Consider the following 13,720-nt stretch of genomic DNA (forward strand, 5'->3'; position numbering starts at 1 on the left):
GTTTGGTCAACCCAGCGCGGCTGCCTCCGCGGCGAGCTTGCTGATCCGCTCCCAGTCCCCGGCGGCGACGGCGTCGGCGGGGGTGAGCCACGAGCCACCGACGCAGCCGACGTTCGGCAGGGCGAGGTAGCCGGGCGCGGAGGCGGGGGTGATGCCGCCGGTGGGGCAGAACCGGGCCTGGGGGAGGGGGCCGCCGACCGCGCGGAGGTACGCCGCTCCGCCGGCCGCCTCGGCGGGGAAGAACTTCATCTCGCTCACGCCGGCGTCGAGCACCGCCATCACCTCGGAGACGGTCGCCGTACCGGGCAGGAAGGGCACGCCGGTGTCCTGCATCGCGGCCAGCAGCGAAGGCGTGCAGCCCGGGGAGACGAGGAAGCCCGCCCCGGCGGCCACCGCGGCCGACGCCTGGCCGGGCGTGGCGATCGTCCCTGCGCCGAGGGCGATCTCGGGCACCTCGGCGGCGATCAGGCGGATCGCCTCGAGGGCCAGCGGGGTGCGCAGGGTGAGCTCGATGGCGGGCAGGCCGCCGTCGACGAGCGCCCGGGCGATGGGTACGGCGGTCGCGAGGTCGTCGATCACGACCACCGGCAGCACGGGGACCAGGTCAAGCGCGGACAAGGGGCACCTCCGGGGAAGCAGCAGCGGGGACGGGGAAGATCGAGGCGCCCTGGTCGGCCGGGCCGACGGTGGCGCGGAAGGCGGCGAACAGCTCTCGACCGGTCCCGGCCCAGGCGTCGCCGGCCGGAGCGGCCCCGACAGCAGGACGCCCGGCCAGGTCGGCGGCGACGGTCAGCACCCCGGCGTCGGCGTCGAGGGTGACCAGGTCGCCGTCGCGGATCCGGGAGAGCGGACCGCCCAGTGCGGCCTCGGGGGTGACGTGGATGGCGGCGGGGACCTTGCCCGAGGCACCGGACATCCGGCCGTCGGTGACGATCGCGACCCGCTGTCCCCGGTCCTGCAGCACCCCGAGCGCCGGGGTCAGCTTGTGCAGCTCGGGCATGCCGTTGGCGGCCGGCCCCTGGTAGCGGATCACCGCGACCAGGTCGATCCCGTCCAGCTCGCCGTTCGCGAACGCGAGGAGGAAGTCGTGCTGGTCGTCGAAGACCCGCGCCGGCGCGGACACCGTCCGGTGCTCGACCGCGACCGCGGAGGTCTTCACCACGCCCGTCCCGAGCGGCCCCCGCACGACCTTCACGCCGCCGTCGGCCGAGAAGGGCGCCGTGGCGGGCCGCAGCACCTCCAGGTCCAGGCTCTCTGCCGGACCGGGTCGCCACGACAGCTCGCCGTCGACCAGGACGGGCTCGGTGCTGTAGCGCCGCAGTCCGCGCCCCACGATCGTCTCGACGTCCTCGTGCAGCAGTCCGGCGTCCAGCAGGGTCCGCACCAGGAACCCGACCCCGCCGGCTGCGTGGAAGTGGTTCACGTCGGCCGCACCGTTGGGGTACACCCGTGCCAGCAGCGGTACGACGGCCGACAGGTCGGCGAGGTCGTCCCAGGTGAGCAGGATCCCGGCCGCGCGGGCGATCGCGACCAGGTGCAGCGTGTGGTTGGTCGACCCGCCGCTGGCGAGCAGCGCGACGCAGGCGTTGAGGATGACCTTCTCGTCGACCAGCTCACCGATCCCGGGCGCGGTACCCGCGGCCCGCCGCACGCCCACCGCGGCGGCCTCCCGGGTCAGCGCCTCGCGCAGCGGGGAGTCCGGGTTGACGAAGGACGAGCCCGGAAGGTGCAGGCCCATCACCTCCATCAGCAGCTGGTTGGAGTTGGCGGTGCCGTAGAACGTGCACGTCCCCCGGGAGTGGTACGACGCCGCCTCGGCCTCGAGCAGCTCCTCGCGCCCGACCTTCCCCTCGGCGTACGCCTGCCGGACGCGGGCCTTCTCGCCGTTGGGCAGCCCGGAGGCCATCGGCCCGGCGGGCACGAACACGGTCGGCAGGTGCCCGAAGGACAGCGCTCCGATCAGCAGGCCGGGCACGATCTTGTCGCACACGCCGAGCAGCAGTGCCGCGTCGAACATGTCGTGCGACAGCGCGATCGCGGTCGACATCGCGATGACGTCGCGGCTGTAGAGCGAGAGCTGCATGCCGTCGCGGCCCTGGGTGATCCCGTCACACATGGCGGGGACGCCGCCCGCGACCTGCGCGAGCCCGCCGGCGCGGATCACCGCGTCCTTGAGGACGGGTGGGTAGGCGCCGTACGGCTGGTGGGCGGAGAGCATGTCGTTGTAGCTGGTCACGATCGCCAGGTTGGGCTTGTGCCCGTGGGCGAGCTCGGCCTTGGCCGGACCCTCGGCGGCGGCGAAGCCGTGCGCGAGGTTGGCGCAGGCGAGCCGGCCGCGCGCGGGGCCGCGGACCGCGGCGGCCCGCACCCGGTCGAGGTAAGCCGACCGGGTGGCCGCGCTCCGCTCGACGAGGCGCCGGGTGACCTCGGCCAGGACGGGGTGGAGCTCCTCGGTCATCGCGAACCCTCCTGCCAGGTGCGACCGTCTCGAGCAAGCAACCGCTCGGCGGCTGCGGGTCCGTCGGTGCCGGGGTGGTAGCGGACCGGCTCGACGCCGCTCGCCCGCCACTGCTCGAGGATGGGTTCGACCCAGCCCCACGCGGCCTCCACCTCGTCGCGGCGCATGAACAGGGTGGGGACGCCGCGCATCACGTCGCGGAGCAAGCGCTCGTACGGCTCCGGGCTGCGCTCGTCGAAGGTGTCGGCCCAGGTCAGGTCGAGGGACGCCGGGTGCAGCCGGATCCCACCGGGGCCCGGGTGCTTGGCCGTCAGGTGCAGCTGCATGCCCTCGTCGGGCTGCATCCGGATGGTCAGCCGGTTGGGCGTCGTGACGCCCTCGCTGTCGGGGAACATCGCGTGCGGCGGCTCCTTGAAGACCACCTCGATCGTCGACTCCTGCCGGGCCAGGCGCTTGCCGGTGCGCAGGTAGAACGGCACGCCCGACCAGCGCCAGTTCTGTACCTCCGCGCGCAGCGCGACGAAGGTCTCGGTGGTGCTGGGGTGCCCGAGGTCGGCGCCGTACGACGTGTACTGGCCGCGGACCGTTGCCCGGTCGACCTCGGTGCCGGTGAGCGGCGCGAGGGCGCGCAGCACCTTGAGCTTCTCGTCGCGGACGGCGTCGTGCGCATCGCCGCCGACGTACGACGGCGGCTCCATCGCGACCAGGCAGAGCAGCTGCAGCAGGTGGTTCTGCACCATGTCGCGCAGCGCGCCGGCCCGGTCGTAGTAGTCGCCGCGCTCGCCGACGCCGAGGGTCTCGGCGACGGTGATCTGGACGTGATCGACCCAGCGGGAGTTCCAGATGGGCTCGAGGAAGACGTTGGCGAAGCGGGTGACGAGGAGGTTCTGCACGCTCTCCTTGCCGAGGTAGTGGTCGATCCGGAAGATCTGCCGCTCCTCGAAGACCCGGCCGACGGCGTCGTTGACCTGGCGCGAGGAGGCGAGGTCGGCGCCGATCGGCTTCTCGAGCACGACCCGGCACCGCGGGGTGACCAGGCCGAGGTCGTCGAGCCGGTCGCAGATCGTGCCGAACAGGTCGGAGCCGACCGCGAGGTAGTGGATCCGGGTGACCTCGGCCGTCTCGGTGGTTGAGGTGCGAGCGCCGGCGAGCCTCGAAACCGGCCGGTCCTTGAGCAGGCCATGGAGCCGGTCCCAGTCCTCGGCGGAGTCGATGTCGAGCGTGAGGTGGTGCAGGCGGGCGGTCAACCGGTGCAGGGCGCCGGCCTCGAGGTGGTCCTCGGCCACGTGGTCGAAGAGGGCGTGGGTGACGAGGTCGCGGTAGCCGGCGTCGTCGAGGGGCGTGCGGGAGACGCCGATGATCCGGGTGCCGGCGGGGAGCTGGCGACGGCGCTCCTGCTCGTAGAGCCCGGGCAGCAGCTTGCGCAGCGCCAGGTCGCCGGTGCCGCCGAACACGGTGAAGTCACAGGGGGGAAGCACGAGGTCGGGTGCGGTCACCTGCGCAACGGTAGTGCGCAAGAGTGTCTTGGGGAAGTCATACTTATGACTTTTTCAGGACAAAGTGACAGGGGTTTAGAGTTCGGAGGCATGACGGAGGTGCGGCAGCCGGTCGGCCGCGACACGGCGACGGCGGGCGAGCTGTTCGCGCTCGTCCGAGCGGGCCGGGCCGCCACCCGGGCCGACCTGGTCCGGCTCACCGGCCTGTCCCGCACCGCGGTGGTCGCCCGGGTGAGCGCGCTCGGCGAGGCCGGGCTGCTGCGGGTCGGCGCCGGGCTCGCCTCCACCGGCGGCCGCCCACCCGGCAGCCTCGAGCTCGCGGTCGACGCCGGTAGCGTCCTCGCGGTCGCGATCGGCCGCTCCCGCTCCCAGGTCGCCGTCTTCGACCTCGGCGGCACGGAGCTGGCCGCGTCCGCGGTCGACCACGAGATCGGCGCCGGACCCGGCGTGGTGATGCCGGGCGTGGCTGATCAACTGGCGCAACTGATCGGTCCGGTCACGCCACCCGTGCTCGGCATCGGGCTGTCGCTGCCGGGTGCGGTCGACGCCGGGCGCGGGGTCAGCGTCGACACGCCGGTCATGGCCGGCTGGGACGGCATCCCGCTGGCGCCGTACCTCACCGCGGTGGCGGACGCCCCGCTCTTCCTCGCCAACGACGCCGACATGCTGGCCCGCTCGGAGTACCTCGGCCACGTCGCCCAGGCGCGCGACCTGCTGGTGCTGAAGGCCTCCACCGGCCTCGGTCTCGGCGTCGTCGCCGACGGCCGGATCATCAGCGGAGCGCTCGGGGCCGCCGGGGAGCTCGGCCACACCAAGGTGTCCGAGGCTGCCGGCCGGCCCTGCCGCTGCGGTGACGTCGGCTGCCTCGAGACGATCGCCGCCGGCTGGGCTCTGGTCGCGCGGCTGCGGGAGGAGGGGCGCGAGGTCGAGCACGTCCGCGACCTGGTCGCCCACGCCCTGGCCGGCGACCCCGAGGCCAAGCAGCTGCTGCGCGAGAGCGGACGGATGGTCGGCGAGCTGCTGGCCGTCGCCATCAACCTGCTCAACCCGCGCGCCGTCGTCCTCGGCGGCGACATGGCCGCGGCGTACGACGTCTACGCGGCCGGCGTGCGCGAGGCGGTCTATGCCCGGTCGTCCGCGCTGGCGACCCGTGAGCTGCAGTTCCTCCCCGCGACGTACGGCGACCGGGCCGGCCTCGTCGGGTGCGCCGCCCTGGCGCTGGACGAGGTGCTCAGCCCGGCCGCCGTCGACGCCCGGTTGCGGAACGCGGTCCGCGTCGGTTGATCGTCAGTAGTTGATGTTGTCCTCGGTGATCTTGCGGGCCTGCGCCGCGTAGCTCTCGTTGACGTGCTCGTCGGACAGACCGATGTCGGCGGCCGCCGCCTGCAGGCTCTCCGCGGATCCGGTCAGCTCGGTCGCGGTGTCCTTGACCAGGTCGGCGACCCCGGTCTGCAGCTTCGAGTACGACGACCAGGGCCCGGTCGCCGACAGGCCGATGCCGGCCGGACGGGTCCAGCCCGACGCGCCAATGGTGAGCTCGGCGGTGCACGCGTTGAGGTCGCCGACGATCGACGGGATCCACAGCTCGGTGATCTTGGCGATCGTCTCCTTGTCGACCAGCACCTGGTGCGACTCGAGGACGGAGCTGCCGGTCTTGCCGATCAGCTCGGGCTTGGCGATGTTGAACGGGCCGGCCGCGGTCGCCGGGGCGGCGTCGGTGTAGGTGGCGTCGAGGAGGTCGACGAGCAGCTGCTCCTCGGTGCGGATCCGGGTGTTGATGTCCTTGAGGCCGTTGACCAGGTTGGTCAGCACCTTCGAGGGATGGTCCGCGCCCAGCGGGATCGGCTCGGGCTCGGGCGGCGGCTTGACGAGCGCGCCGAGCAGGCCGCCGCTGGCGCTGGCGCCGGCGCCGGTGAGTGAAGCGGCGACCTTCAGCGCCACGGGAACGGCGACGCCGCCCGCGGCGACGGCGCCGACCCCCGCACACACCGCGCCGACGACGATCAGGAAGATCTTCAGGCCGGTGATGTCGCCACCCTTGGGCCCCGATGCCTGCATCGCCTTGAGCGAGTCGTTGGCGACCTGGGCGATCTGCTCACGGGTACGCCGGAACAGCTCCTCCTCGCCGGCCAGCGAGTAGGCCAGCACCATGGTCAGTGCCTGCAGGTTGTCGAGCACGGGACGCAGCTTGGTGACATACTTCTCGTTGAACGCCTCGGCGTACTCCCCGTTGAGCTGGCCGGTGCGGGTCATCAGGTTGGAGATGTCGGAGTCGAGCCGCACGTTCGCGCCGGACGCCTCGCCGGTGTTGTCGTCGCTGTGTGCGTTGACCCTGATCTCGGCTGCGCCCTTGAGCACGGCGCCCTTGTCCCAGCCGAGCGGGTTCGCCGACGGGAAGTCCTCCCAGTCCACGAAGGCGTCGTCGATGGCCTTGTGCCAGTAGTCGAACACGTCAGCCTGGAGGTGGGAGTAGTCCTCGACCTTCGGCACGCTCGAGTCGGACTCGGAGCCGTAGATCATCTCGCGCTGCACCTTGCCGTCCGACACGGTGATCCGCCACACGACGGGGTTGGAGTCGTTGGCGTTGCTGCCGACCTCGACGAAGTTCCCGCCGCCGTAGTTGAGGAACCCGCGGTGCTCCATGTCGGCCGCGATGGCGGCCTCGGCGATCAGGGCCTTCATCCCGCTCCCGATCAGCGGTCCTTCCGGTGGCATGGGTCCTCCGTGCGTCGTGGTGTCTGGGCCAGTGCCCGCGTACCCGGTCGTCGAGGACGGCAAACGGCGACCTCGGCCCGTCGCGACGGCATCGCCGGGCGGGTGCCGGGATTCGGACCGTCGTCGCCGCTCCGGTAATGTCTCCCGCGGTGACGTGTCCGAGCGGCCTAAGGAGAACGCCTCGAAAGCGTTTGTGGGCGCAAGTCCACCGAGGGTTCAAATCCCTCCGTCACCGCCAGCCAGCGAAGAGCCCCCGTCGGATCGCGACGGGGGCTCTTCGGTTCCTGGCCGCCCGGCGACTTCACGGTTCCTTCATCTCCTCCGGCCTACCGTCGCGACATGACCGCGCTCGTCGAGCACCTCCTCGCTGTCCCGGCCTGGCTGGCCGTCGTGGTGGTGTTCCTGCTGCCTGCACTGGAGTCCTCGGTGTTCCTCGGCTTCGTCTTCCCCGGTGAGCTGGCGCTGCTGCTCGGCGGCGTGGTCGCTGGGCAGGGGCACGTGCCGGTCGCCGTCGTGGCGGCCGCGGGCATCGCCGGCGCGGCCGCGGGCGACACCGTCGGCTATCTCGTCGGCAAGCGGTGGGGGCGGCGGATCCTCGACTCCACGGTGGGCCGGTTCGTCCGCGCCGAGCGGCTCGACCGGGCCGAGCACGCGCTGTCGCGGCGCGGAGGTTGGGCGGTCCTGGTCGGCCGCTTCACCGTCGCGCTCCGGGTGCTGGTGCCGGGCCTGGCCGGGATGGGGCGGATGCCGTACCGCCGCTTCCTGCTCGCCAACCTCACCGGCGCCGTGCTGTGGGGCGGCATGATGGTGGCGGCCGGCTACCTCGCGGGCAGCAGCTGGCAACACGTCGCCCACCAGCTCTCGAACGCCGGCCTGGTGCTCACTGGAGTGGTCCTCGCGTTCCTCGTCGGTCGCCACGTGCTCGCTCGCCACCGCCGCGGCCGGATGAGCACTACCGTGGAGCCGTGATGCGGGTACTGGTCGCCGAGGACGATGTCCGCCTGGCCGACCTGCTCGACGAGTCGCTGAGCGAGGCCGGCTGGGACGTCGAGGTCGTCCACGACGGGCGTACGGCGTACGAGCGGCTCCTTGCCGGCACGGAGTACGACGTCGCGCTGCTCGACTGGATGCTGCCCGGCAAGGACGGGCTCAGCGTGGCGCGCCAGCTGCGTGGCCTCGGACTGGTGACGCCGATCCTGATGCTGACCGCGCGCGGCGAGGTGAGAGACCGGATCGAGGGCCTCGACGCCGGTGCCGACGACTACCTGCCCAAGCCGTTCGACCTCGACGAGCTCCTGGCCCGGCTGCGCGCGCTGTACCGCCGCAACAGCCTCACCGGCCTCGCGCCGGTCCAGGTCGGCGACCTCGTCGTCGACCCGGGGGCACGGAGGGTGACCCGGGCCGGCGAGGAGGTCACGCTGTCGGCGCGCGAGTTCGACATCCTCTTCCTGCTCGCGACGCACGCCGGCCAGGTCGTCAGCCGGCTGAGCATCCTCGACGAGGTGTGGGACGGCGAGACCGACCTGCGCAGCAACGTGATCGACGTCCACCTGGCCGCGATCCGGGCCAAGATCGACCGGCCCTTCGGGACCCGCACCATCACGACCCTGCGCGGAGTCGGCTACCGGCTCGACCCGCCCGACCCTCACCCGTGAACCGCGCGAACCTGGTGCGACCGCGCCGCTGGCCGCTGCGGGCACGCCTGGTCGCGGGCTTCTCGGTCGCGACGCTCGTCGTGCTGGTCGCGGCGGGCGCGTTCGTCTACTGGCGCGTCGACTTCGCGCTCGACCGGGCCCTGGACACCGAGCTCGCCCACGGCGTCAGCACCCTGGGGCCGATCGTCGGCGACGACGGGGTCGCCCGGGATCGCGACGCGGCCGAGGCGATCGGCCTGGCCTGGCAGGTGGTGGACGACGACGGGACGGTCGTCGACCACGGCGGACCGGCCGGTACGACGCCGATGCTGGTCACCAGCGGCTACGGCAAGCACGACGTCGAGGCGCGGCTCTCGACCGGGCGGGCGTCGTACCGGATCCGGGCGGTGGGACTCGCGCACCAACGCCGGCTGCTGGTCGGTGTCCGGCGGGACCGCGAGGACGAGGCGCTGCGTGAGCTGCTGCTGCAGCTGGTCGTCGCCGGCCTCGGCACCTTGCTGGTGACGGCGTTCGTCGGCGACCGACTGGCCCGCGCGGCGCTGCGTCCGGTGGAGCGGTACCGGCAGCAGGCCGCGGCGATCGCGACGGGGGCGGCCGACCTGCGCCTCGAGGTGCCGGCCGGGCGCGACGACGAGGTGACCCGGCTCGGCCACACCTTCAACGACATGCTCGCCGGCCTGGAGCGGGCACTGGAGCGCGAACGGCAGTTCGTCGCCGAGGCCAGCCACGAGCTGCGCACCCCGCTCACCCTGCTGACCGGCCGGATCCAGCTGGCCCGCCGGCGACGTCGTACGTCGGACGAGCACGAGCGGATCCTCGACGAGCTCGCCATCGACCTCGACCGGCTCGCACGCCTGGCCGACCAGCTCCTCCAGGTGGGCGCCGGGCCAGTGGGTGGCGGCGAGAGCGACCTCGCGCAGGTCGTCGCGCGGGTCGTCGAGGAGCGCCGGGTCGCCGATCCCGCCGGCGCCGCCGGCTGGGAGGTCGAGCTGCTCGCCACCACCACCCCCGTCGGCATCGCCGACCACGAGGCGGAGCGGGTTCTCGCCAACCTGCTCGACAACGCCGTCCGGCACGGCGCCCCGCCGGTTCGTCTGGTCGTCGACCGGCCGGGCCCCGGCTGGGTGCGGTTGACGGTCAGCGACGCGGGCGCCGGGATGCCGCCCGCCCTGCTTGCAACCGCCACCCAACGGTTCACGCGCGCCGAGGAGGCACGGTCCCGCACCGGCGCCGGCCTCGGCCTGGCGCTCGTCGCCGGGATCGCCGAGCGCGCCGGCGGTCAGCTGCGGCTGTGCCAGGACGGGCAGCACGTCGCTCGCCCGGACGGTGTCGTCGACCTCGACTGTGACCACGGCGCGGGCCTGACGGTGACCGTGCTGTTGCCCACGGCGGCTGAGGTCACGGATTGATCACACTTGGCCCCGCCCGCGCCCCTCGCCGGGGCTCGACCCGTCTCCCGCGCCCCGATCGGGCCTATTGTCCGCCCCATGTCGGAGAGTGTTGAACCGGAGGTCCGTCACGGCCGCCGCCGGATGATCGGCCGCGACCCCCACGACAGTCACCGGGTCTCCAGCCCGTTGGAGCTGCTGTTCGACCTCACCTTCGCCGTCGCCTTCGGTACGGCGGCCAACGAGCTCGCGCACGCCCTGGCCCACGAGCACGTGGTCCCCGGCGTCGTCGCCTTCTGCTTCGCTACCTTCGGCATCTCGTGGGCGTGGATCAACTTCAGCTGGTTCGCCTCGGCGTACGACACCGACGACTGGATCTACCGGCTGACCACCATGTTGCAGATGGTCGGCGTGCTGGTCTTCGCGCTCGGCATCAAGCCGATGTTCGACTCCGTCACGGAGCGCAAGGACACCCTCGACCTCGACGTCATGGTGTGGGGCTACGTCATGATGCGGGTTGCCATGGTCCTGCAGTGGTGGCGTGCCGGCTCCCACGACGCGGTCCGGCGCGACGTCGTGCGCACCTATCTCGTCTCGATCCTGCTCGCCCAGGTGCTCTGGATCGGGCTGGCGCTGGTGGACCTACCGGTCGGCGCCTCGTTCGCGCTGCTCGCGATCCCGTTCCTCGTCGAGGTCAGTGGCCCGGTGTACGCCGAGACCCGCCTCGCCGGAACTCCCTGGCACGCCCACCACATCGCCGAGCGCTACGGCCTGATGGTCATCATCGCCCTCGGCGAGGGGCTGATCGGCACCATGGCGTCGCTCAACGCGCTCGCGGCGGGGGGCCTGACATGGGAGATCGTCCTGCTCGCGATGGCCGGGACCGCGCTGACCTTCGGCATCTGGTGGAGCTACTTCGTCGTGCCGGCCGGGCAGATCCTGCACGCGCACCCGGAGCGCTCCTTCGGCTTCGGCTACGGCCACCTGCTGGTGTTCGGCAGCGTCGTCGCCGTCGGCGCCGGGCTGCACGGCGGCGCCACCTTTCTCGAGCACGAGACCCATCTGAGCCTGGTCGCCATCGTGCTCACCGTCGCGATCCCGGTGGCTGTCTACCTCGTGGTCTTCTACGCCGGCTACTCGTCGCTGACCCGCAGCTTCGACCGGCTGCACGTGCTGCTGTTGGTCGGCACCGCCGTCGTGATCGCCGCGGCGCTGCTGATGGCCGCCGCCGATGTAGGGCTGGTGTGGTGTCTGCTGGTGCTGTCCCTCGCGCCCTGGGTGACGGTGGTGGGCTATGAGACAACCGGGTTCCGCCATAACGCCGCTGTGCTGGAGAACCTGCCGCAGTGACCCCCGTTCGGGGGACAAATTCCGCCCAGTTGGGCACCTTCGCTCCGGTCGCCGGAACGTCCGGCCTACCGTGAAGTGGGACAGGTGCATCACCGCTGACGAGTGGCTCCCCGCGGGCAGTGGTGATGGAGCTGGTCAGTTCATCGAGTCATCCGGCCACGGGGCCGATCAGGTGGGGCGGTGAACCCTGCCGCTATGGAGCGGCCGGGTCACTGGTTTTTGGGGGAGTCATGGAGCTTCATTCCGAGGAAGAGCTGCTGGAGCAGGTCCGGCGGGGAGACGAGGCCGCGTTCGGCGTCCTGTTCGTCCGGCATCGCGCCTACGCGTTCGCCGTGGCCCGGCGTACCGTCGGCCAGCGTGACGCGGAGGACGTGGTTGCCGAGGCGTTCGAGAGGATCTTCGCGATCCTCAAGGGTGGGCGCGGACCGACGACCACCTTCCGGCCGTACCTCAGCGTCACGGTACACAACGTCGCCGTCAACAAGCTGCGCGGCCGCAGCCGTGAGGTGACCACTGAGCCGGGCGACCTGATCCCGCTGCTCGTCACCGACGACACGTCGGGCAATCACCTCACCACGGGGGTGGTGCGCGAGGCGTTCGCGACGCTGCCCGCCCGGTGGCAGCAGGTGCTATGGCTCTGCGAAGTCGACCGGGTGCCCCACGAAGAGGTCGGTGAGCTGCTCGGCATCAAGGCCAACGCGGTCGCGGCGCTGGCGCTGCGGGCCCGACGTGGCCTCGCCGACGCCTACCTGGCGCAGTACACCCAGGCCGCCGACTCGACCGAGTGCAAGAAGGTCGTCGGCTACCTGCCCGGGTACGTCAACGGCCACCTCACCCGGGCCCGCCAGGAGACGGTCGAGCGACACCTGCGCACCTGCAACAGCTGCCCGATCGCGATCCTCGAGCTCGGTGAAGCCCGCCGTGACGTGGGTGCGCTGCTCGCGCCCCTCGTGCTTTCGCTGGCTGCGACCGGAGCCGTCGGCGCGACGGCGGCCGGTGGGATCGGTGCGATCATCAGCGGCTCCTTCGGCAAGGCCCTCACCGGGGTGCTCGCTGCGACAGCGGTCGCCGGCGTGGTCGCCGGCGTCGCGCTGGTCGCGATCCGCTCGCCTGAGCCGAACGAGGCGGCGGCGTCGGTGACGCCAGCGCCGACCCGCTCCAGCGAGGCCGCGGACCCCGTCACGCCGGCCGCCCCGCGCGCCGCCAAGCACCGGGCGCCGCACACGAAGACCCCCGTCGTCGAGGAGACGCCGACGCCCGTCGAGGTCACCTCGGCCGCGCGCAAGCGCCCCGCCGACCAGCTGATATTCACCGAGGTCAAGGCGCCGCCCGTCGCGTCCACGCCCCCGCGGGCCGAGACCGCGCCGCAGCAGCGGGGCTCGGACCCTTCCCCGACCGACCCCACCACGTCGACCGATCCGACGACCCAGCCGGAGCGCGACCCGCGCCTCGGCACGCCGGTCCTGGCCGGCTCCCCGTCGGGCCCGGCCTGGCGCCGTGTCACCCTCCAGGTGGACGGTGACGGCCAGGCCGTCCAGGTCGCGCTCGGCGGCGTCGGCGCCACCAACTACTGCGTGAGCGCGGGCGGCGCGACCGACTGCGCCTCGCGGGCCCAGCACGGTCCGTGGTCCGACCTCGTCACGGTCGGCTCGGGGATCACCCAGGTGATCCTCGACGTGAAGGTCGCCCACACGACGTACCTGACCTTCGCGATCTCCGGCCTCGATGGGCGCGACGCCGACCTCGGCAACAACACGCGGGCGATCGCCGTACCGGCGCCGGGGCGGCAGGGCGACGGCTACTGAGGCCAGCGGGCCGAGTCGTCCAGCCACGCGCGGGCGGCCTCGGCCCGGATCCGGCTGGTCACGGCCTCGACGAGCCGCGCTTCGGCGCCTGCGCGGGGCAGCTGCGCGACGAGCTCGGCGTGCACGCGCAGCAGGGCATGCCGACGCTGGTGCCGCAGGCTCGGGCTCAGCAGCGCTGTCGTCGTCCGGGCGTGGGTCACGTCCAGGGCGTGGGCCAGCACGATGTCGTCGAGCAGCTCGGGCGCCTCGCTGAGCCGACGCAGCTGGAGCGCCGCCGGGTGGACGGCAAGCCGCTCCGCGGTCGCCACGGCCCGGTGCACCCAGCGCGGGTGGAGGACATCGACGGAGGTCTCGGCCTGCTGCATCACGCCTCGTAGACAGCGTCGCGGCCCGGATCTGACGCAAAAGTCTTCGGTCCGATCGCGTCATGGCAAGGATCCGAGCGTGTCTCCCTGGCATGGGAGCCGTCACAACGAACCGTGGGTCGGACGACTCGTCACCCGATCGGGTGACGAGTCGTCCGGTCAGAGAGACGCTGCAGCTGCTGGTCGACCACGTCATCGCCGAGAGCGTCGCCGACCTCGACCGTCCACATGTCCTGGCCATCACCGAGGGAGGCCTGACCTACGTGTCCGGGCCATACCTCGACGCCCAGGCCGCCCTGTGCGCCCTCGAGGACGACCGCAAGGTCAACGCCGAGGTGGCCGCCGACCGCAGTTACCGGGTCACACCGCTGCTGCCGCCGTTCTGCCCACACCTCGTGCCGCGGCCCGGTGGCGCGGATGGGTGACCTCGACATGTCCCCCAAAGGGGGGTCATTCGGCCCTGAGGCCGGCGCATTCGCTGTCCTGGG

12 protein-coding genes and 1 tRNA gene are annotated in these 13,720 nt (G+C 72.5%); 8 read left to right on the forward strand and 5 right to left on the reverse strand.

Going from position 1 to position 13,720, the window contains the following annotated elements; genetic code table 11:
- Positions 1-6: 6 nt before the first annotated feature.
- The 3 genes from eda to zwf are packed head-to-tail and all read right to left on the reverse strand — an operon-like array spanning position 7 to position 3,954.
- Positions 7-618, reverse strand: a complete 612-nt coding sequence (eda, locus tag QI633_RS01610) for a bifunctional 4-hydroxy-2-oxoglutarate aldolase/2-dehydro-3-deoxy-phosphogluconate aldolase (RefSeq protein WP_282427889.1) — start codon at positions 616-618, stop codon at positions 7-9.
- Positions 605-2,458 (reverse strand): phosphogluconate dehydratase, encoded by a 1,854-nt coding sequence (edd, locus tag QI633_RS01615; protein WP_282427890.1) that lies wholly within the window; start codon positions 2,456-2,458, stop codon positions 605-607. The genes eda and edd overlap by 14 nt, the downstream gene beginning before the upstream one ends.
- A complete protein-coding gene (gene zwf, locus QI633_RS01620; RefSeq protein WP_282427891.1) occupies positions 2,455-3,954 on the reverse strand; it encodes a glucose-6-phosphate dehydrogenase in 1,500 nt (499 codons plus the stop codon). The genes edd and zwf overlap by 4 nt, the downstream gene beginning before the upstream one ends.
- Positions 3,955-4,044: 90 nt before the next feature.
- Here zwf and QI633_RS01625 point away from each other — a divergent pair, with 90 nt between their 5' ends.
- A complete protein-coding gene (locus tag QI633_RS01625; protein ID WP_282427892.1) occupies positions 4,045-5,238 on the forward strand; it encodes an ROK family protein in 1,194 nt (397 codons plus the stop codon).
- Between the two features lie 3 nt (positions 5,239-5,241).
- Here the strand turns inward: QI633_RS01625 and QI633_RS01630 are convergent, their stop codons facing one another.
- A complete protein-coding gene (locus QI633_RS01630; RefSeq protein ID WP_282427893.1) occupies positions 5,242-6,669 on the reverse strand; it encodes a hypothetical protein in 1,428 nt (475 codons plus the stop codon).
- Positions 6,670-6,817: 148 nt separating this feature from the next.
- Between QI633_RS01630 and QI633_RS01635 the strand changes: the two genes are divergently transcribed.
- From QI633_RS01635 to QI633_RS01660, 6 genes are all read left to right on the forward strand, one after another.
- Positions 6,818-6,907, forward strand: a tRNA-Ser gene (locus QI633_RS01635).
- 101 nt (positions 6,908-7,008) lie between these two features.
- The gene (locus QI633_RS01640) at positions 7,009-7,638 is read left to right on the forward strand and encodes a DedA family protein (protein ID WP_282427894.1); all 630 of its coding nucleotides are present in this window, start codon (positions 7,009-7,011) and stop codon (positions 7,636-7,638) included.
- Positions 7,638-8,324, forward strand: a complete 687-nt coding sequence (locus tag QI633_RS01645; RefSeq protein WP_141801273.1) for a response regulator transcription factor — start codon at positions 7,638-7,640, stop codon at positions 8,322-8,324. Before QI633_RS01640 ends, QI633_RS01645 begins: the two co-directional genes overlap by 1 nt.
- Positions 8,321-9,733 (forward strand): HAMP domain-containing sensor histidine kinase, encoded by a 1,413-nt coding sequence (locus QI633_RS01650; protein ID WP_282427895.1) that lies wholly within the window; start codon positions 8,321-8,323, stop codon positions 9,731-9,733. Before QI633_RS01645 ends, QI633_RS01650 begins: the two co-directional genes overlap by 4 nt.
- Before the next feature lie 78 nt (positions 9,734-9,811).
- A complete protein-coding gene (locus tag QI633_RS01655) occupies positions 9,812-11,062 on the forward strand; it encodes a low temperature requirement protein A (RefSeq protein ID WP_282427896.1) in 1,251 nt (416 codons plus the stop codon).
- 230 nt (positions 11,063-11,292) lie between these two features.
- The gene (locus QI633_RS01660; protein WP_282427897.1) at positions 11,293-12,867 is read left to right on the forward strand and encodes a sigma-70 family RNA polymerase sigma factor; all 1,575 of its coding nucleotides are present in this window, start codon (positions 11,293-11,295) and stop codon (positions 12,865-12,867) included.
- Here QI633_RS01660 and QI633_RS01665 read toward each other — a convergent pair.
- Positions 12,861-13,232, reverse strand: a complete 372-nt coding sequence (locus tag QI633_RS01665; protein ID WP_282427898.1) for a hypothetical protein — start codon at positions 13,230-13,232, stop codon at positions 12,861-12,863. The genes QI633_RS01660 and QI633_RS01665 overlap by 7 nt on opposite strands.
- Before the next feature lie 143 nt (positions 13,233-13,375).
- On the opposite strand from QI633_RS01665, the gene QI633_RS01670 reads away from it, so the two are divergent.
- Complete coding sequence (locus QI633_RS01670; RefSeq protein ID WP_282427899.1) at positions 13,376-13,657, forward strand: hypothetical protein; 282 nt, start codon at positions 13,376-13,378, stop codon at positions 13,655-13,657.
- Positions 13,658-13,720 lie beyond the last annotated feature (63 nt).

Source organism: Nocardioides sp. QY071 (genome assembly GCF_029961765.1).
GTDB lineage: Bacteria > Actinomycetota > Actinomycetes > Propionibacteriales > Nocardioidaceae > Nocardioides.

Excerpts from the sequence above, each read along its gene's own strand:
- QI633_RS01625 (WP_282427892.1), top strand. The coding sequence starts at position 4,045 with ATGACGGAGGTGCGGCAGCCGGTCGGCCGCGACACGGCGACGGCGGGC.
- QI633_RS01665 (WP_282427898.1), bottom strand. The coding sequence starts at position 13,232 with ATGCAGCAGGCCGAGACCTCCGTCGATGTCCTCCACCCGCGCTGGGTG.
- QI633_RS01645 (WP_141801273.1), top strand. The coding sequence starts at position 7,638 with ATGCGGGTACTGGTCGCCGAGGACGATGTCCGCCTGGCCGACCTGCTC.
- QI633_RS01655 (WP_282427896.1), top strand. The coding sequence starts at position 9,812 with ATGTCGGAGAGTGTTGAACCGGAGGTCCGTCACGGCCGCCGCCGGATG.
- QI633_RS01640 (WP_282427894.1), top strand. The coding sequence starts at position 7,009 with ATGACCGCGCTCGTCGAGCACCTCCTCGCTGTCCCGGCCTGGCTGGCC.
- QI633_RS01630 (WP_282427893.1), bottom strand. The coding sequence starts at position 6,669 with ATGCCACCGGAAGGACCGCTGATCGGGAGCGGGATGAAGGCCCTGATC.
- edd (WP_282427890.1), bottom strand. The coding sequence starts at position 2,458 with ATGACCGAGGAGCTCCACCCCGTCCTGGCCGAGGTCACCCGGCGCCTC.
- QI633_RS01660 (WP_282427897.1), top strand. The coding sequence starts at position 11,293 with ATGGAGCTTCATTCCGAGGAAGAGCTGCTGGAGCAGGTCCGGCGGGGA.